Source organism: Mesorhizobium sp. C089B (assembly GCF_030323125.1).
GTDB lineage: Bacteria > Pseudomonadota > Alphaproteobacteria > Rhizobiales > Rhizobiaceae > Mesorhizobium.
Window position 1 is genome coordinate 3,963,520 of the sequence record NZ_CP100469.1, and the last position, 17,060, is coordinate 3,980,579.

The following is a 17,060-nucleotide window of genomic DNA, read 5'->3' on the forward strand; positions in this document are numbered from 1 at the left end:
AAAGCTGACGGCGATGTCGGTTTCTGCCCACCCGAAACGTCCTTGGGTGAACAGACAGGGAGAACTTCATGACTCGCAATAAGGTGGTTTCGCGTGAAGACTGGTTTGAGGCGCACAAGGCGCATCTGGCGCGCGAGAAGGAATTGACACGGTTGCGCGAGCGCATCGCCGCCGAGCGACGTGAACTGCCCTGGATGAAAATCCGCAAGCATTATGTCTTCGAGACCGAGCAGGGTCCGAAGAACCTGGCCGGACTGTTCGGCGCCAACAGCCAACTGATCGTCTACCACTTCATGATGACGCCAGGATCGAACCACCGCTGCGAAGGCTGCTCCTTCCTTGCCGACCATATAGACGGCGCCGATCAGCATCTGAGGCACCACGACGTGTCGCTGGTGGTGGTTGCGCGCGCGCCGCTGGCGGAACTGCTGCCTTACAAGCAGCGTATGGGGTGGAAATTCGACTGGGTGTCGTCCTACGCCTCGGATTTCAACTTCGACATGCAGGTCTCCTTCACCGACAAGCAGATCGCGGCCGGCGACACCACCTACAATTTCGAGACGCGTCCGCGCACGTCAAAGGACCTTCCCGGCACCAGTGTTTTCTACAAGGAAGAGAACGGCGACATATTCCTTACCTTTATGTCGCGCGCCCGCGGCGGCGAGGCCCAGATCGGCACTTACGACTATCTCGACATGACACCGAAGGGCCGCGGCGAAAATGGCCCTTATCATAGCCTGATGGACTGGGTGCGGCTGCATGACGAATATCAGGACAAGCAGGCGGACAAGCCGAACTGCTGCGACTAGAAGCTCGTTCACCTCAGGCAAAACTTGCGCTAAGGCTGCCGCTGATCTCTAAACGGTATCGCCATGCGCTTCCCGGCCCTTCTTACCTGGCTCGCCTACCCCGTTTATGTCTGGCAGGGCCTCGGCGTGCGCCGCCGCACCACCCGCATGCTGCCGGCACAAGGGCCGGTCATGCACGAAATATCGGGCAAGGCGCCGGCCATCTCGCTGCTGGTGCTGGGCGATTCCTCGGCCGCTTCCGTCGGCATCGGCAATTCCGAGAACGGGCTTGCCGCGCAGCTTGCAATGCTGGTCGCAAAACGAACCGGCCTTGCCGTGCGCTGGCGCGCCGCCGGATTCAACTCGGCAACGTCGGGCCAGATCCGCGACCATGTGCTGCCCAATTTGTCGGCCGATCGGTGGACGCATATAGTGCTGGCCATCGGCACCAACGACACCAAGAATTTCCACTCGGTGCCGCGCTTCAAGAAAGAGTTCGGCGGCCTGCTTTACGCGCTGCGCGCCAAATGGCCGGAGGCCCGCGTCGTCTGGTCGCCGGTGCTGGAATTCACCCGTGCGCCGGCCATGCCGCCGCTGCTCGGCAAGATACTAGAAATCCGCGCTACCGCAATGAACCGCATGGGCGAGCGCCTCTGTTTCGAGCGCGGCGCCGTGCCGGCGCCACGGCTGCCGATCACCAACCCTGAGGCCGGCTTTGCCTCCGATGGCTTTCATGCCTCGGAAGCCGGTTACCGCGCCTGGGCCGAACATCTGGTCGGATGGGTGCTCGCCGATTGACCTGAGGGGGCACAAGCTCGGACTGGTGGGCTTCAGAGAACTGACGCGAGTATTTCCAAATACTGTTGATTGCAGCCTGCTTCCAATGGATCTGAGCCAGAATATCATCCAGCAGCAATGGATGAGCTACGGCCTGGATTCCGAAACCGGCAACGACACCTGCACGCTGACCGGCAACCGCGCCGAATCGAGCAAGCATGTCATTCCGGCCGGCCCCGCCAACGCCACGCCTTTTATTGCGGCGAACCTGCCGGAATTCATGACGACGCGCGGTGGCGATTACTTCTTCGTGCCCAGCCTCAACGCCATCCGGATGATTGCCATGGGAACGATGGACCCGACCTGACCCTCAAGGCTATGTCCAGTGCCCCAGCGCACCCGCCAGCGCGATGGCCGCCATGGCGATCAGGGCCAGCTTCCAGAAATCGCCGCGCCGCTTCAGGCCCGGCCAGCCGAGCGGCTTGATCAGCTGAATGGCCATCATGCCGATGATGACGAGCGCGAGGAGTTTCGACATGCCCGCCTTTGAGCAGCATCGCGACAGGCTGTCAAAGCGGTTCTTGCATGGTCTCGGTCGACTTGGCCATTCCTGACAAAAGGCTCGTTTCCGAACCGACCGCCAAGCACCTCGCAGCTTTCTTCAACGACCTGACATGCTCCTGACAGACTGCTGTCAGGAGGGGTATGCAATAGTGTCTCCATCAGAGAAGAGGAGATGGTCATGAACAGCTTTGGTATTTTGAACAGCGTACAGCACTATGTCGGCAAGATCCGCACGATGCGCAATGAAGTTCGTACCCAGCGCTTCCTGAACTCCTTGCCCGCGGACATCCGCAAGGACATTGGCTGGCCGGATATGTATGAGGGTCACAGCCGCATTCGCGAGATCTGAGGCGTTTTACATGACAATGCTTGGATGCGAACCCAGCAACGCCCGGATCATTGACATGCCCCCCCGGGCGGCGACCCCTCGGGCTGGCGCAAAAACTTTGGCGCCTGCTACGGACAATGCTGAAGGCTCCTGACAGAATGCTGTCAGGAGCACCATGCCATAAACGTGTCAGGAGACATGAATGGTGAAAAGCTGGAACGACAGGCTGAACACGCCGGGCGTCAACGGCGTGAAGCCGACGCCACGCACAATGGGCGACGTCGTCGAGGGCCAGCCGATGCTGGTGCCGACGCCCCGTCAGGTCGATGATTTCATCCGCACGATCCCCAACGGCCTCGAGATGGATGTACGCGCCTTGCGCACCGCGCTCGCCATCGAGCATGGGGCGCAAGTGACATGTCCGGTCACCATCGGTTATCATCTGCGAACCGTCGCCGAAGCCGCCAATGAGGATCTCGAACGCGGCATGACGCTGAACGATATCACGCCGTACTGGCGTGTGCTCGACGTGAACACGCCGACAACGAAGAAGTTGTCCTTCGGCGCGGAATTCGTCGCCGTGCAGCGCAGGCGCGAAGGACTTAAACCATAATGCGTGTCGCCCAAAAGTGCGCAGCGGTTTTTGGGAGAACGACAAGCATAAAACAGGACATGGATGTCACCCGGAACCGGTTTTGGGACCATGACATTCATAGACAAGCAGTCGAGGGACCATACGATGCGACGTGCCGACAGGCTCTTTCAGATCGTGCAGCACCTGCGTGGCGGCCGGCTGGTCACCGCCCAGAAGCTCGGCACATGGCTCGAGGTTTCCGAGCGGACCATCTACCGCGATATCGCCGATTTGCAGTCGACCGGAGTGCCGATCGACGGCGAGGCCGGCGTCGGCTACATGATGAGGGAGGGTTTCGACCTTCCGCCGCTGATGTTCACGCGTGACGAAATCGTCGCGCTGGTCGCCGGCGCCCGCATGGTGCGGGCCTTTGGCGGCGCGGCCATGGCGCGTGCGGCCGACGAGGCGCTGGTCAAGATCGGCGCCGTCCTGCCCGACGCCGAGAAGGACCGCATCGCCCGCACCGAGATCCACACGCCGATGTGGGTGGTGAGCGACGCCGCGCGTGAGGCGATCGACGTGATCGAGCGCGCTGTCGAGAAGCGACAGGTGCTGACCATCGACTACCGCGACGAGGCCGGCCGCGGCACCGGGCGTGACATCCGTCCGCTCGGTCTGTGGTTCTGGGGCAAGGTATGGACGCTGGTTGCCTGGTGCGAGATGCGCGACGATTTCCGCGCCTTCCGCATCGACCGCATCGCCTCGGTGGTCATCGCCGGCCGCATCTTCAAGCCTGAGCGCGGCAAGCAGCTTGCCGACTTCTACCGCGCCGTCGAACGCTCGGAGGACTATGGCATGACGCCGGACCGGGCGGCGCGCAGCTGAGACTTCGATAATCAATGAAAAAGCCCGCTCGAAGCGGGCTTTTTTGATGAACTGTCGCAAACCTTACTCGTCGTCCGCATCTTCCTTCTTGGACTTGAGCGCCGAGAGCTTGGCGAACACGGCGTTGGCGTCGAGTTCGGCATCCTCGTCCTTCGGCTTCTCCGGCGCCGGCACCAGGCGCTCGGTCACGGCAGCCGGCAGCAGCGTGTCGCCGACAGGCTGCGCCTGCTCGCGGCCGCGCGAGGCGCGGTTGACTTCCATGTCGAGGTCGATCTGCGAAGCGAGACCCAGCGTCACCGGGTCCATCGGCTGCAGATTGGCCGAATTCCAGTGCTTGCGCTCGCGGATCTGTTCGATCGTCGACTTGGTCGTGCCGACCAGGCGCGAAATCTGCGCGTCCTTCAATTCCGGATGGTTGCGGACCAGCCACAGGATGGCGTTGGGCCGGTCCTGGCGCTTCGACAACGGCGTGTAGCGGGGACCCTTGCGCTTGGATTCCGGCACCCGCACCTTGGGGTCGGACAGTTTCAGGCGCTGGTTCGGATCCTTCTCGGCGCGCGCGATCTCGTCGCGGGTCAGCTGTCCGGTCATGATCGGATCCATGCCCTTGATGCCCTGCGCCGATTCGCCGTCGGCGATCGCCTTGACCTCGAGCGGATGCAACCCGCAGAACTGCGCGATCTGCTCGAAGGAAAGCGCGGTGTTGTCGACCAGCCAGACGGCGGTCGCCTTGGGCATCAGCAGCGTATTGGCCATTTCAAAAATCCTTCTCGTTCGCCCGCGTTCCCGCGCGGGCGGTGGTTTAGAGCCACCAAAATGGGAAATTCGCGGCCTGTATAACCGCTCCGCTGCCGTTTCGCAATGTTTTTGGCGCAGGGCGCAGCCGTCGGACACCGGACAGCGGGGGAGGCCAGGAGGACCTCGGCTCCGGCGATCATTGATGCCGAGTTGTACAGGGGGTCCAAAACGACAAAACCCGCCGGACAGGGTCCAGCGGGCTCGGAACCGGCGACGGGATACCGTCTGCGGCGGCTCTTGCTTCTGCCGCGTGGTCAGGCCTCATCGGCCGACCAGGCTTCGAATTAGATGGCCTTGCGGGCAATCCTCTCGATGTCGCCGCGGCTGATGCCGAGGTCGCTGAGCTGACGGGCGTTGAGCTTGTTCAGCTCGCGCACGGTTTCGTTGTACATACGCCAGTTACGGAAAGCGCGGATCGGGTTCATGGTTGTCCTCCAGTTGTTGGATCAAATCGTTTCGATGACGCTTAGATAGGCAGTGCTGCCCACGAATTGAACGGACGTCTTTGCATAGCCGCAATGCAAATGCTGCATTGCAGCATTAAGCTTCTGTTCATCTTGCCGACAGGCTGAGCGCGGAGCATGGCGCGAGGTTCAGGTCAGGCCGAGCAGAGAATGGCGGCTCCCGAGAACCGGAGCGGAGCGTACTTCAGTACGAAGCACCGGCCTACGCCGGCCGTAGCCTTAACTGCCGCAACCCCTCATGAGGGCTTCGGCCGGCGGAAGGCCGGAAGCGCAGGGAGCCGCCATTCGCAGGCCGGCCTCACCTGAATCTCGCCCCATCTAGCCGACGTCGAGAACGATCTTGCCTATATGCTCGCCCTCTTCCATGCGCTCATGCGCCCGCCAGGCGTCGGTCAGCGGGAAGATCATGTCCATCACCGGCGCTACCCGGGTGCCGAGCAGCGGCCACACCTGTGCTTCCAGTGCGGCGGCGAGCGCCGCCTTGAACTCGACCGTGCGAGGCCGCAGCGTCGAGCCGGTGTGGGTCAGCCGCTTGACCATGATTTTCGAGAAATCGGCGCTCGCCACCGCGCCGGCCTGGACGGCGATCTGGACGATCCTGCCCTCGACCGCGGCGGCCTCGTAGTTGCGCGCGATATAGTCGCCGCCGACCATGTCGAGAATGACGTCGGCCCCCTTGCCGCCAGTCGCATCCTTGACCGCCGCGACGAAATCCTCCTCGCGGTAGTTGATCGCCCGGTCGGCGCCGAGCTTCAGGCAGGCGTCGCATTTTTCCTTGCTGCCGGCGGTGGTGACGACATACGCGCCGAAGGCCGACGCCAGCTGGATCGCCGTGGTGCCGATGCCCGATGAGCCGCCATGGACCAGCAGCGTCTCACCCTTTTTCAAGCCGCCGCGCTCGAACACATTGTGCCAGACGGTGAAATAGTTTTCCGGAACCGCGGCCGCCTCCGTGTGGGTGAAGCCGGCGGGCAGCGGCAGCACGCTGCCGGCATGAACCTTGACATATTCGGCATAACCGCCCCCCGGCGTCAGCGCGCAGACCCGGTCGCCGATGCGCCAGCGCGATATCTCGTCGCCAAGGGCGGCCACTTCGCCCGATGCCTCGAGACCGGGCAGGTCGGAGGCGCCGGGCGGCGCCGGATAGGCGCCCTTGCGCTGCTGCACGTCGGGGCGGTTGACGCCGGCCGCACGCACCCGGATCAGGATTTCGCCGGGACCAGGCACCGGCACGTCGCGCGTTTCCGGTTTCAGCACCCGCGGCCCGCCCGGTTGCGAGATTGCGATGGCCGTCATCGTGGCTGGAATTTTATGTCCGCTCGCCATGAAATTTCCCGTCTCGGTCCGCCGGTCTGTCGCCGGCTGCCAGCTTCTTGCCGGCTGTTTGCATCTGCGCCCCTGCCCTATGTATGCTGATTGCCGGATCAGGCAAATGGCCAAATCAGCCCAATACTGAATAGGGAGGAGCGACGATGGCGATCTTCGACGACGAACCCAAAAAGAAAGCCCGCCCGCATGAGATCGGACAGGATCTGTCGCTGCTTTCGGTCGGTGACCTTACCGAACGGATCAGCATCCTGCGCGAGCAGATTGCCCGGCTCGAAGCCGAGCTCCAGACCAAGGGCAGCACCAAATCGGCGGCCGAAGCCCTGTTTCGCCGCGGCTAGTTTTCGCGTTAGTTTCGGCGTTGAGCATCCGCCGCCGAAAAGCCCGAATGCGCCTGTCTTCAGACCCCGCCACCGAATCTCCAGACGGATCAAACAATGTTTGCAAGCTACAGGCCGATCCTCTCGCTGCTTCGCGGCACCGCTTTCCTGCTTGCAGCTTCGGGATTGCACGGCCTGTTGTTGCCGTTGCGCGGCCAGATCGAAGGGTTTTCGACCGCATCGCTCGGTCTGATGGGCACGGCCTGGGCCGGTGGCTTCGTCACCGGCTGCTTCTTCGCACCGCGCCTGGTGCGCCGCGCCGGCCACGTCCGGGCGTTCGGCGCCTTTGCCGCTTCGGGCGCCATCGTGGCGCTGCTTACCGGCCTGATCATCGACGAATATGTCTGGATCCTGCTGCGCGCCTTCACCGGCTTCACCATGGCCGGAGCCTTCATGGTCATCGAAAGCTGGCTGAACGAGAAGGCCACCAACGAGAACCGCGGCACCGTCTTCGGCCTCTACATGATGGTCACCTATGCCTCGATCATGGGCGGCCAGATGATCGTTGCGGGCGGCGACGTCAGATCGGCGTCGCTGTTCATGATCACCGGCATATTGTTCTGCTTGTCGCTGATCCCGACCGCGGTGTCGTCGGCTTCGTCTCCCAAGCCTTTGCAGGACGTCAAGCTCGACGTCAAAGGTCTCTACGCCAACTCGCCGGTGTCGGCGATCGCCTGCCTGTTGGTCGGCATCGCCAATGGCGCCTGGGGCACGCTTGGCGCCGTCTACGGCGCCCGTATCGGCATCTCCACCGCCCAGATCGCACTGATGATGAGCCTTGTCGTTATTGCCGGCGCGGCCATGCAGCTTCCGGCCGGACGCCTCTCCGACAAGACCGACCGCCGTTTCGTGCTGGCGGGCGCGGCTTTCGGCGCCGCACTGTTCGCCATCCTGATCTTCCTGTTCGAACCGCGTTCCGCCGTCCTCGTCATTGTCTTCGCCGCCGCCTACGGCGCCTTTGCCTACACGCTCTATTCGATCGCCGTGGCGCATGCCAACGACCACGCCCGATCGGAGGATTTCGTCAAGGTCTCGGGCGGCCTGCTGCTTCTGTATGGCTTCGGAACCATGATCGGGCCCCTGCTGGCTGCCGCCCTGATGGGTTGGCTCCGCCCCGAAGGCCTGTTCCTGGCCACCGCGCTGGCGCATCTCAGCCTCGCCGCCTACACGTTGCTGCGCATCAGCCGCCGCGCGCCGGTGCCGATCGAAGACCGCGACGCCTTCAAGACCCAGCCGGCCGATCGCTCGGTCACCCCTGAAGCACTGCGGCTCAGAAAGCGGAAGCCGACGGTTGAGATTTGAAAAGCTTTGCCCCACAAGTATAGGCATGATCTTTTCTGACGCCTTCATGGCGATTGCGGACCCCAACCGGCGCTATCTTCTGGAAGAGCTCCGGCGTGGCCCGAAAACCGTCAACGAACTGGCTTCGGGCCTGCCAGTCTCCCGCCCGGCCGTGTCCCAGCATTTGAAAGTGTTGCTGGACGCCGGTCTGGTTCAGGCCAAGGCCGAGGGCACGAGGCGGGTCTATACAGTCAGCAGTGGCGGCTTCCTCAAGCTCAATATTTGGCTTGATCAGTTCTGGGAAGCATAGGCCGCGATTCCAGCTCGCCTCCCTGGCTTTCAAGTGTCCGTTGCCAGCGCCTTGCCCAGCGCATCGAGCAGGAATCCGGTACCATGCTCGCGCGATGACGGTGTGTCGTGCCCATCGAGAAACGCGCCCTGCTCGGTGAGCACCAGACGCGTGCCCGTGCCTTCCGGGCGAAGCTCAATTGTCGCCAGCGAAACCGAGATTCTGACATCACCGAACAGCATGTCGTAGCTGTAGACGATGCGCTGGTTGGGCACGATGTCCTGATAGGTGGCGGTATAGGTGTGGATCGGCCCGTCCTTCGGCCCGCCGGCATTGACCTCCTGGCCGCCGACGCAAAAATCCATTTCGTGCCTGTGGGTCATCGGGTTGTCGGGGTCGGCGAACCAGCGCCGCTTGGCGGCCGGATCGCTGAGCGCGAAATAGACTTTCGCCGGCGCAACTGGATAGAGGCGCTCGAGGACGAAGGTGGAGTGGACGACGGATCGTTCGGCCATGGTCGGGTCCTCTTGGTCAGCTTGATGGTTTCTGCGCGACGAAGACGCCGTCGCGATAGGACGCGCCGAAATAGACTTCGACGGCGCGCAACCTGTCGCCATGGAACAGATGCAGTTCGGTGTTGCGGAAGGTCTTTCCGTCCGCCGTCTCGCAGCGATAGAGGACAAAGGCGGCGTCCTCGTCCTCGCATATCCGCTCGATGACGATCGAGCTGAAGGCCGGGCTGTCCGGCCAGCAGCGCTCGAAATAGGTCGCACGGTCGATGGCGTCGTCATAGGGGCTGGTGAAGGTGAAATCGTCGGCGAGCACCGCCGCGACGGCAGCCTTGTTATTCGCCTGGTAGGCGGAAAAATAGCCGCGGATCAACTCCGCTCTGCTTTTGCCGGGCATGGTCATTTCTCCTCTGCTTCAGGTCATTCGGTCCCGGCGAGAAAATCGCCGAGCCGGTCGAGCCGACGCTCCCATGTCAGCCGCCGTTCGTTGATCCAGTGTTCTGCGCTGCGCAGCGCCTGCGGCGCGATCTGGCAGGTGCGCACGCGGCCGAGCTTTTCCGAGCGCACCAGCCCGCTTGCTTCGAGCACGTTGAGATGCTGGACGACGGCCGACAGCGACATCGCCAGCGGTTCGGCCAACTGGCTGACCGAGGCCGGCCCACGCGACAGCCGTTCGACCATGCTGCGCCTGGCCGGGTCTGCGAGCGCCTGGAACATCAGGTCGAGCTGGGCGGGATCGTGCAGCATCGCGATCAGCCGTTATTGTAGGGAAAGAACTTGAAGTAGGGCTGCGCCTCCTCGACCACCCGGGCGAAGGACGGCCGCTTGAGCAGGCGGTCGTGGTAGTGTTTCACGGCCGGATAGCTGTCGCCGAACGGCTCGACCTTGTTGGCGTAGAACAGCGCCGGCGAGGCCGCGCAGTCGGCCATGGTGAAGGTGGGGCCGGCCGCCCAGATTTTCGAACGCATCTCCTCCTCGATGATCGCATAGGCGTTGCGCAGTTGCGCGCGCGCTTCCTCGACCCCGAACGGATCGGTCTTGTCCTGCGGGCGCAACCTGTCGCCGACGATCTTCTGCATCGGAGCCTGCACGTAGAAATCGTAGAAACGGTCGGCCTGGCGGACCTGGAGAGCAAGGTCGGCCTCGGCCGGGATGAGCTCGACCGGCCCGGGATAATGCGCGGCCAGATATTCGATGACGATGGTCGATTCCAGCACCGTGCGATTGCGTGCATCGTCACGCAGCGCCGGCATCTTGCCGGTCGGCGACACCTTCAGGAATGCTGCCCGCGACTGCTCGTCGCCGAGGTCGACGATAACCGGCGTGAAGGGCGTGTCGTTCTCGTAGAACGCAATCAGCGGTTTCCAGCAGAACGATGCCAGCGGATGGAAATGGAAGGTCAGGGACATTTTTTGCTCGTCTGTTTGTGGTTCGCCGATGCTGGAGCGGTGCCAGCCTGCGCCGACACTGAAGCAATTACTTAACTATTTCCGTGAGGCGAATGTGTCAAGGTTCCAGACTGCCTTCAGGGTTTGGTATGCGTGACGATGGCGGCAACGATCGTGCCCCAGTCGTCGGGATGCAGTTCGTGGCCACCGCCTTCGACGCGGACAAGCCGCCCGCCGGCAACAGCGTCGGCAAGGGCTGCGCCATGCTCGACCGGAAAGATCGGATCCGATGTCCCGTGAATGACGAGCAGCGGAACCTTGATCTCGCGCAGGCGTCCTTTCAGATCCTCGCAGCTCTTCAGCATGAAATGGTTAGTCGCGCTCAGGAAGCCGCCGGATCGGTCGTAGTCCCGTTCGACGAACGCCCGCATCGCCTTCTCGTCGAAGGGATGCGCGGTGCTGGCGATCGCACGCGCATCCTTGACGACGAAGCCGACCACCTGGTCGCGGTTCGACCAGTCGACTCTGGCGCCATCGGCCGAGTGCTCCATATAGGCTTCGGTCGTTCCCGGCAGCTGCGATGTGTCGATCCCCACCGGCGAACTGCTGATTACGGTCAGCGAGATGACACGCAAGGGATGTTTCAACACCAGTCGTTGCGCGATCATGCCGCCCATCGACATCCCGATCACATGCGCCTTGCCGATGCCGCAACTGTCGAGGACGCGCACCGCATCGTCCGCCATGTCGTCGAACGTATACGGCGGCTCGCCCGGCGTATATTTGGTCGACAGGCCGGTGTCACGATTGTCGTAGCGGATCACGAAGTGGCCTTCGCCGGCGAGCTTTTTGCAGAGCGCCTCCGGCCACCAGAGCATCGAGGCCATGGCGCCCATGATCAGCAGAATGGCTGGATCTCCGGGATCGCCAAACGTCTGGGAGACGATTTCGGGTGCTGCGGCCCTTGTCATGGGACTCTCCTCCTATCGGCCAATCAAAGGCCAATCAAACTGGTTGCATTTTGCAATCGGTTGCACGATAATAAAACTGATACGATAATGCAACCGGTTTTTTGAGGAGAGTCGGATGAAAACCGAACACCGCTCGGGATGCCCTATCAATCTGTCGCTGGAAGTGTTTGGCGATCGCTGGAGCCTGATCATCCTGCGCGACATGATTTTGGCGGCAAACGCCACTTTCGCGAACTGCTCAACGGCTCGATCGAGGGCATCGCTTCCAATATCCTGGCCGACCGGATGAAGCGGCTGATGGAACTCGGCATGCTGACCAAGGCCGACGACCCCTCGCACAAGCAGAAGGCGATCTACAGCCTGACCGAGATGGCCATCACGCTGGTGCCGATCATGGCGCATCTCGGCGCTTGGGGCCGCGTCTGGCTGCCGGTGAGCGAGGAGCTTTCGATCCGCGCCGAGCTGCTGGAGAAAGGCGGGCCGCCAATGTGGGAGCAGTTCATGGACGAGTTGCGCCACGACCATCTGGGCACGCCTGTCGCCACACCCGCGCAGCCTTCCGTCCGCGCTACATTGCAGGCCGGATATGAGGCGGTGGTAGCCCGCAAGGCGTCGAGCGGCATCGAGGCCCCGGCCGCTTGACCAACTTATTTCCCCATTATCAGGCCGGCTCTGCTATCAAGGGGCTGAAAAACATAATTTACGGGATTGGATAACGCTCTTGGTCGAGAACTCTAAGGATACTGCCCGCGCCCGGGCAGATATGCGTTTCAAGAAGCAGGAAGAGGCCGCCACGGTGCGGCAAAAGGCGATGGCGGAGTATGTCGCCGAGGCCGACGCCCGCCAGGCCAAGACCAACAAGCTCCGGGCATTGCGCCTTGCCAAGGAAGCGGAAGACCTCGCCAACGCACCCGCCGCTCCGGTCAAGAAAGCGGCCCGAGCCAAGAAAAAATAACTCGGTCTCTTCATCGACGCGCCATCTGGATGCCGGCGGATCGTATCCGCCATGTGCCACGATCAGCAATGCCCGCCATTTCCGCTTTCCCGCGCGAAGCAATTTCAACCGCAACCGGGATTTCGCATCCCGCATGTCAGGTCGATGATTGACGCGTTTTGATCAGGAGACAGCCATGACCGCACTGACCCTCGAAAAAGCCAAGCACATCATCGACGCCGCCTTCGCCAAGGGCGCCGAGATGAAGCTCAAACCGCTCGGCGTTTCCGTGCTGGATGCCGGCGCGCATCTCGTCGCCTTCCAGCGTCAGGACGGCGCCTCGTTCCTGCGCCCGCAAATGTCGGCCGGCAAGGCCTATGGCGCGCTCGCCATCGGCATGGGCTCGCGCCGTGTCGAGGCTTTCGCCAAGGAGCGGCCGCATCTCGTCGCCGGCATTTCGGACGTTTCGGGTGGACGCGTATTGCCTGTCGTCGGCGGCGTGTTGATCCGCGACAAGGCAGGCGCCGTCATCGGCGCCGTCGGAATTTCGGGCGATACGTCTGACAATGACGAGGCCGCCGCCATCGCCGGCATCGAAGCGGCGGGCTTCATCGCCGATCCGGGCTGAGGGGGAGCTTCGTCATCCCAGGGCGAAGCAGGAGCGAAACTCCGTCGCGAAGACCCTGGGATCCAGGCCGCGACCTTTGCCGCAAGTGTAAGCGGAGCAGAACTCTGAACCGTTGCAACGCCTTAGCTTCACGGAATGGATCCCAGGGTCTGCGCCGCGTCGCTTCGCTCCTGCTTCGCCCCAGGATGACGACCAGAAAGAGCAGCCACGCCAATCGCGAACGGATGCGATCATCCAACGAAGGCGGCTAGTTCAAATTTATGTCTCTACTCGCCGACCGCATCGACACCGAAAACCCGGCCAGCACGTCGAACAGCGCGATCACCATCAGCGTGAAGAAGACGGAATGCGCCGCGCCCTTCACCAGCAGGAACTCGACCAGGAACGCCACGAAGACCAGCGTCGACAACAGATGGTCCATGATCGAGGCGTTCGTGGTGCGCACCGACTTCACCATTTCCAGGAACAGGAAGATCAGCCCGATCACCACCATCAGGTCGCCGAGCGTCATCGAGAACACCCCGCCCGACATCATGCTGAACGAGAAGATCTCGGTCGCCCACGGATCGTCGCCGCTGCCGAATATTCCGAGGAGTCCGAGATTGTAGGCCACGAAGGGCACGATCAGCAGCGGGATGGCACCGAACATCAGGCGTCTCCTCTAGCAATTCCAGGAAAGCGGTTTCCCAAGGAATTGCCTAAACAATGGGGGCACCTTCTGTAGAATGCCCCGCAGGCACGCCGTCAAGATTTTTCGCTAGCGCCCGCAAACACGGAAAAAGACCGCGCGAAACAACCCTGTCAGCCACAGTTGCCCCGGCTGACCACCGACACGCCGGGATTCAGCGCTTGAACTGGCCTGTCCGCACGGCGGCGCCGATAGCGTTGAGGATGAAAAGGCCGGCGGTCATCGAGGTGATCTCGTTGACGTCGCGCGCCGGCGCGATCTCGACGATGTCGATGCCGACGACACGTCCCTTGGCGAACAGCCCCTTGATCAGTTCGATCGTCTGCCGGTAGCTGATGCCGCCAGGCGCCGGGCCTTCGACCGCCGGCATGACAGCGGGATCGAGACCGTCGGCATCGATGGTCAGGTAATAGCGGCCACGGTCCGGGATGCGCTTGAGCAGCGCCGCCGTACCGATATCCTGCCATTCATTGGCGGTGACGATGTTGGAGCCGTAGGCGCGGGCCGCCTCGACCTCCTCGAGCCGGGCGCTGCCCTGGCCGCGGATGCCGAGCTGGAAAATCCCGGCTATATGCGCCATCTCCGAAGCGCGGCGGATGGGGCTGGAATAGCCTTCCCTGACCCCGTTGACATTGTCGCGCCAGTCGAGATGGGCATCGATCTGAACCAGGGTGATCGGCCCTTCGCCGTCAAGCGCCCGCAGGATCGGGATTGGAATGCCGTGATCGCCGCCAATGGTGATCGGCAAGGCGCCGGCGACGCGGATCTTGCGGATCGCCGTTTCGGCCAACCTGTAGTGGCTGCCGGCGGCATCGCCGGGGACATCGCCGACATCGACCACCTTGACGTCCTGCCCGTCGAACAGGGTTCCGCCAATGTCGAAATCATAGCGGTCGAGCCCGAGGCTGATGCGCTGCGAGGCGCGCCGCACCGCGGTCGGCGCGTTGGTCTGGTCGTTGACCAGCTCGTCGATCGTGTAGGGACTGCCGTAAGGCATGCCGATGATGGCGACATCCGCCTTCAGCGCATCGAGGTCCTCGACCAGCGGGAAGTTCATGAAGGTCTGGAAGATATCGCGGGGTGCTGTGGTGAGCTTGGTCATGCGGTCCCTCTGAAGCCGGTCGATCATCGCGCGGAAGCGCCGCGACAAGGCATGCGGACTCAATACAGCACCGCCGCCGCAGCTTGTATCGCCACGGACGCCCGGTCTTTGGCATAGTTGGCGGCGCGGCGCACCAAACGCAAAAAAACCGGCCAATGGCCGGTTCTTTTGGCATTCAAACCCTTCGAAAGCTGGTCTCAGCTTTCCTTGGGCGTCAGCACCTGGCGACCGCGATACATGCCGGTCTTCAGGTCGATATGGTGCGGGCGGCGCATTTCGCCGGAATTCTTGTCCTCGACATAGGTCGGGGCCTTGAGAGCGTCGGCCGAGCGGCGCATGCCGCGCTTGGACGGAGAGGTTTTTCGTTTCGGAACGGCCATGGATATGCTCCACTACATGGTCAAAATGCCCCGATAGCCCTCGTGAAAGGGCCGCGTCAGGGCCATAATCTGAGAAAGTCGGGTGCCTATACACGCCCTGCGCCGTTTTGGCCAGCACCGTGGCGATTTTTTTTGAGCCGGCAGCGGTTCGACCTAATCAAGACAACCGACATACGCGCCCGAACGGCCGGCGCGGCGTTCGATCAGCGACGCCAGGCGCCGCAGACCCGGACCGGGCTTGGCCGGATTGCGGGCGATCGGATTGGGCAACGAGACGGCGAGCAATGCCGCCTGCCGCCGCGACAGCTGTTTGGCCGAAACGCCGAAATGATGCTGCGCCGCCGCCTCGATGCCGTAAATGCCCGGCCCCCATTCGGCGATGTTGAGATAGATTTCCATGATCCGCCGTTTCGACATCACCGCGTCGAAATAGACGGCCAGCGGCAGTTCGACCACCTTGCGCACCGAGCCCAGCGGCCGCGACCACAGGAAAAGGTTCTTCACCGTCTGCATGGTGATGGTCGAGGCGCCGCGCGTCGCCTCGCCGGCCAGCGCATCGTCGACGACGCCGCGCAATTCGCCGAGATCGATGCCGCGATGGAAGCAGAATTGCCCGTCCTCCGACATGATCACCGAATTGGCCAGCACCGGGGACACATCGTCGATCGACACCCAGCGCCGGTCGTAACCGGAGAAGGTCGCGAGGTCTTTGACCATCAAGGTCGATATCGGATGCACGAAGGACGGCAGATAGAGGAAGGTCAGCACAATGGGTATCGCCGCCAGCACGACGGCGACGACCAGGCCGCGCCGTGCCAGGCGCTTCAGACCGGCGCGGTTCACGCGCCTTGGTCGCGCCATCTCAAACCCTTCGGTTTCATGATCGACGATCGGTTCCGTCAAGCCGCCCCCACCCGCGCCACTCTCCCGCCTCCGGCATAATGGCGCGAGGCTTCTTGCGCAACGTCTGAGTGTCGGCTACCGCTCCCGGCCATGACGAAAGACGAGCAATTGGCCTTTGAGGCCGCACTTCTGGGGCGGGCGGCGGCGATCGAGGCCGGGCTCAGGCTGCTGCTCGACGGCCGCACGCTTGCCGGCGAGATCGCCCGGCCGGAGCGTCTGATGGCGGCCATGCGCCATGGCGTGCTGAACGGCGGCAAGCGGCTGCGCCCCTTCCTGGTCATGGAAAGTGCCGCCCTTTTTGGCGCCGATGGCGAGGCGGCGATGCGCGTGGCGGCGGCGCTCGAATGCGTGCATTGCTATTCGCTGATCCATGACGATCTGCCTGCCATGGACGACGACGATCTGCGCCGCGGCCAGCCGACCGTGCACAAGGCCTTCGATGAAGCCACCGCCATACTTGCCGGCGATGCGCTTCTGACGCTTGCCTTCGATGTCCTCGCCGATGAGGCGACGGCGCTGCCGGCGGAGCGCAGGGCGGCACTGGTGCTGGCGCTGGCGCGCGCGGCCGGCACTGGGGGCATGGTCGGCGGGCAGACGCTCGATCTCGAAGCCGAGCGCAGCAGGCCGGACGAAGCCGGCATTATCCGGCTGCAGGCGATGAAAACCGGCGCGCTGATCCGCTTCGCCTGCGAAGCCGGCGCGATCATTGCCGGCGCCGCACCGCAGGACCGCGACCGGCTGGCCGAATTCGGCTCGGCGGTCGGGCTTGCCTTCCAGCTTGCCGACGACCTGCTCGACCTGACCGCCGATGCCAGCCAGATGGGCAAGGCGACCGGCAAGGACGCAGCCGCCGGCAAGGCGACGCTGGTGGCGCTGCATGGCGCGAACTGGGCGCGCAGCCAGCTCCATGGGCTGGTCAAGCAGGCCCATGAATTGCTTGAGCCTTACGGTGAACAGGCAGCCTTGCTGAAGGCAGCGGCAAGCTTCGTGGCAATCCGCAACAACTGAGGTTTGGGCGATCGGATGCCGAACCGTTTTCGGAATTTGTCGGCCTTGCGCTGCCTTGCTTTGGTGTCTCTCAAATGCCCCAAAGCAACTGGGCG

At 63.0% G+C, this 17,060-nt stretch carries 25 protein-coding genes and 1 pseudogene; 13 read left to right on the forward strand and 13 right to left on the reverse strand.

Translation table 11 applies throughout. The annotated features are described in order from the left end of the window. Positions 1-68 precede the first annotated feature (68 nt). The 3 genes from NLY44_RS19585 (at position 69) to NLY44_RS19595 (ending at position 1,932) form a co-directional block, all read left to right on the forward strand. The gene (locus NLY44_RS19585) at positions 69-809 is read left to right on the forward strand and encodes a DUF899 domain-containing protein (protein ID WP_023806524.1); all 741 of its coding nucleotides are present in this window, start codon (positions 69-71) and stop codon (positions 807-809) included. 63 nt (positions 810-872) lie between these two features. After that, positions 873-1,586, forward strand: a complete 714-nt coding sequence (locus tag NLY44_RS19590) for an SGNH/GDSL hydrolase family protein (RefSeq protein WP_023706280.1) — start codon at positions 873-875, stop codon at positions 1,584-1,586. A 25-nt stretch (positions 1,587-1,611) separates the two neighbouring features. After that, a complete protein-coding gene (locus NLY44_RS19595; protein ID WP_156941061.1) occupies positions 1,612-1,932 on the forward strand; it encodes a hypothetical protein in 321 nt (106 codons plus the stop codon). Positions 1,933-1,941: 9 nt separating this feature from the next. Here the strand turns inward: NLY44_RS19595 and NLY44_RS19600 are convergent, their stop codons facing one another. Next, positions 1,942-2,103 carry a hypothetical protein gene (locus NLY44_RS19600; RefSeq protein WP_023670137.1) on the reverse strand — a complete coding sequence of 54 codons (162 nt, stop codon included), beginning with the start codon at positions 2,101-2,103 and terminating at the stop codon, positions 1,942-1,944. Between the two features lie 204 nt (positions 2,104-2,307). On the opposite strand from NLY44_RS19600, the gene NLY44_RS19605 reads away from it, so the two are divergent. The 3 genes from NLY44_RS19605 to NLY44_RS19615 all read left to right on the forward strand — a co-directional run bounded on the left by NLY44_RS19605 (position 2,308) and on the right by NLY44_RS19615 (position 3,916). Further along, on the forward strand, positions 2,308-2,478 hold the full coding sequence (locus NLY44_RS19605) for a hypothetical protein (protein ID WP_023670139.1): 171 nt from the start codon (positions 2,308-2,310) through the stop codon (positions 2,476-2,478). 181 nt (positions 2,479-2,659) lie between these two features. Then, positions 2,660-3,070, forward strand: a complete 411-nt coding sequence (locus NLY44_RS19610) for a hypothetical protein (protein WP_031205930.1) — start codon at positions 2,660-2,662, stop codon at positions 3,068-3,070. Positions 3,071-3,196: 126 nt separating this feature from the next. After that, on the forward strand, positions 3,197-3,916 hold the full coding sequence (locus NLY44_RS19615) for a helix-turn-helix transcriptional regulator (RefSeq protein ID WP_023683994.1): 720 nt from the start codon (positions 3,197-3,199) through the stop codon (positions 3,914-3,916). Between the two features lie 63 nt (positions 3,917-3,979). Here the strand turns inward: NLY44_RS19615 and NLY44_RS19620 are convergent, their stop codons facing one another. The 3 genes from NLY44_RS19620 to NLY44_RS19630 form a co-directional block, all read right to left on the reverse strand. Continuing rightward, positions 3,980-4,672, reverse strand: a complete 693-nt coding sequence (locus NLY44_RS19620; RefSeq protein ID WP_023670142.1) for a DUF1013 domain-containing protein — start codon at positions 4,670-4,672, stop codon at positions 3,980-3,982. A gap of 326 nt (positions 4,673-4,998) precedes the next feature. Next, entirely contained in the window at positions 4,999-5,139 is a 141-nt protein-coding gene (locus NLY44_RS19625; protein ID WP_023670143.1) for a DUF1127 domain-containing protein, read from the reverse strand. Between the two features lie 357 nt (positions 5,140-5,496). Next, on the reverse strand, positions 5,497-6,504 hold the full coding sequence (locus NLY44_RS19630) for an NAD(P)H-quinone oxidoreductase (protein ID WP_032905218.1): 1,008 nt from the start codon (positions 6,502-6,504) through the stop codon (positions 5,497-5,499). Between the two features lie 146 nt (positions 6,505-6,650). Between NLY44_RS19630 and NLY44_RS19635 the strand changes: the two genes are divergently transcribed. The 3 genes from NLY44_RS19635 to NLY44_RS19645 all read left to right on the forward strand — a co-directional run bounded on the left by NLY44_RS19635 (position 6,651) and on the right by NLY44_RS19645 (position 8,475). Next, a complete protein-coding gene (locus NLY44_RS19635; protein WP_023806521.1) occupies positions 6,651-6,845 on the forward strand; it encodes a DUF1192 domain-containing protein in 195 nt (64 codons plus the stop codon). A 96-nt stretch (positions 6,846-6,941) separates the two neighbouring features. Continuing rightward, complete coding sequence (locus NLY44_RS19640) at positions 6,942-8,186, forward strand: MFS transporter (RefSeq protein WP_286454885.1); 1,245 nt, start codon at positions 6,942-6,944, stop codon at positions 8,184-8,186. 25 nt (positions 8,187-8,211) lie between these two features. Then, positions 8,212-8,475: an ArsR/SmtB family transcription factor gene (locus tag NLY44_RS19645; RefSeq protein ID WP_023670147.1), complete on the forward strand. Its 264-nt coding sequence runs from the start codon at positions 8,212-8,214 to the stop codon at positions 8,473-8,475. Between the two features lie 29 nt (positions 8,476-8,504). Here NLY44_RS19645 and NLY44_RS19650 read toward each other — a convergent pair whose 3' ends face one another. The 5 genes from NLY44_RS19650 to NLY44_RS19670 all read right to left on the reverse strand — a co-directional run bounded on the left by NLY44_RS19650 (position 8,505) and on the right by NLY44_RS19670 (position 11,322). Continuing rightward, on the reverse strand, positions 8,505-8,969 hold the full coding sequence (locus tag NLY44_RS19650) for an SRPBCC family protein (protein ID WP_023670148.1): 465 nt from the start codon (positions 8,967-8,969) through the stop codon (positions 8,505-8,507). A 16-nt stretch (positions 8,970-8,985) separates the two neighbouring features. After that, positions 8,986-9,360, reverse strand: coding sequence for a nuclear transport factor 2 family protein (locus tag NLY44_RS19655; protein WP_032893136.1), 375 nt, complete (start codon positions 9,358-9,360; stop codon positions 8,986-8,988). 23 nt (positions 9,361-9,383) lie between these two features. Further along, positions 9,384-9,710 carry an ArsR/SmtB family transcription factor gene (locus NLY44_RS19660; RefSeq protein ID WP_023699361.1) on the reverse strand — a complete coding sequence of 109 codons (327 nt, stop codon included), beginning with the start codon at positions 9,708-9,710 and terminating at the stop codon, positions 9,384-9,386. Positions 9,711-9,715: 5 nt separating this feature from the next. After that, on the reverse strand, positions 9,716-10,372 hold the full coding sequence (locus NLY44_RS19665; RefSeq protein ID WP_023683999.1) for a glutathione S-transferase family protein: 657 nt from the start codon (positions 10,370-10,372) through the stop codon (positions 9,716-9,718). A gap of 116 nt (positions 10,373-10,488) precedes the next feature. Continuing rightward, positions 10,489-11,322 (reverse strand): alpha/beta fold hydrolase, encoded by an 834-nt coding sequence (locus NLY44_RS19670; RefSeq protein ID WP_023727309.1) that lies wholly within the window; start codon positions 11,320-11,322, stop codon positions 10,489-10,491. Between the two features lie 115 nt (positions 11,323-11,437). Here NLY44_RS19670 and NLY44_RS19675 point away from each other — a divergent pair. From NLY44_RS19675 to NLY44_RS19685, 3 genes and pseudogenes are all read left to right on the forward strand, one after another. Further along, positions 11,438-11,964, forward strand: a pseudogene (locus NLY44_RS19675) (winged helix-turn-helix transcriptional regulator). 79 nt (positions 11,965-12,043) lie between these two features. Next, positions 12,044-12,277, forward strand: coding sequence for a hypothetical protein (locus tag NLY44_RS19680; RefSeq protein ID WP_023670152.1), 234 nt, complete (start codon positions 12,044-12,046; stop codon positions 12,275-12,277). A gap of 175 nt (positions 12,278-12,452) precedes the next feature. Further along, positions 12,453-12,884: a GlcG/HbpS family heme-binding protein gene (locus tag NLY44_RS19685; protein ID WP_023701310.1), complete on the forward strand. Its 432-nt coding sequence runs from the start codon at positions 12,453-12,455 to the stop codon at positions 12,882-12,884. A 247-nt stretch (positions 12,885-13,131) separates the two neighbouring features. Here the strand turns inward: NLY44_RS19685 and NLY44_RS19690 are convergent, their stop codons facing one another. The 4 genes from NLY44_RS19690 to NLY44_RS19705 form a co-directional block, all read right to left on the reverse strand. Further along, positions 13,132-13,533, reverse strand: coding sequence for a hypothetical protein (locus tag NLY44_RS19690; protein ID WP_023670154.1), 402 nt, complete (start codon positions 13,531-13,533; stop codon positions 13,132-13,134). A 193-nt stretch (positions 13,534-13,726) separates the two neighbouring features. After that, positions 13,727-14,674, reverse strand: coding sequence for an agmatinase (locus NLY44_RS19695; RefSeq protein WP_023690073.1), 948 nt, complete (start codon positions 14,672-14,674; stop codon positions 13,727-13,729). A 197-nt stretch (positions 14,675-14,871) separates the two neighbouring features. Next, a complete protein-coding gene (rpmF, locus tag NLY44_RS19700) occupies positions 14,872-15,054 on the reverse strand; it encodes a 50S ribosomal protein L32 (RefSeq protein WP_008834724.1) in 183 nt (60 codons plus the stop codon). Between the two features lie 153 nt (positions 15,055-15,207). Continuing rightward, positions 15,208-15,915 carry a biosynthetic peptidoglycan transglycosylase gene (locus tag NLY44_RS19705; RefSeq protein ID WP_050587122.1) on the reverse strand — a complete coding sequence of 236 codons (708 nt, stop codon included), beginning with the start codon at positions 15,913-15,915 and terminating at the stop codon, positions 15,208-15,210. Between the two features lie 132 nt (positions 15,916-16,047). On the opposite strand from NLY44_RS19705, the gene NLY44_RS19710 reads away from it, so the two are divergent. Beyond that, positions 16,048-16,965: a polyprenyl synthetase family protein gene (locus tag NLY44_RS19710; RefSeq protein ID WP_023736994.1), complete on the forward strand. Its 918-nt coding sequence runs from the start codon at positions 16,048-16,050 to the stop codon at positions 16,963-16,965. The last annotated feature ends 95 nt before the right edge of the window (positions 16,966-17,060 follow it).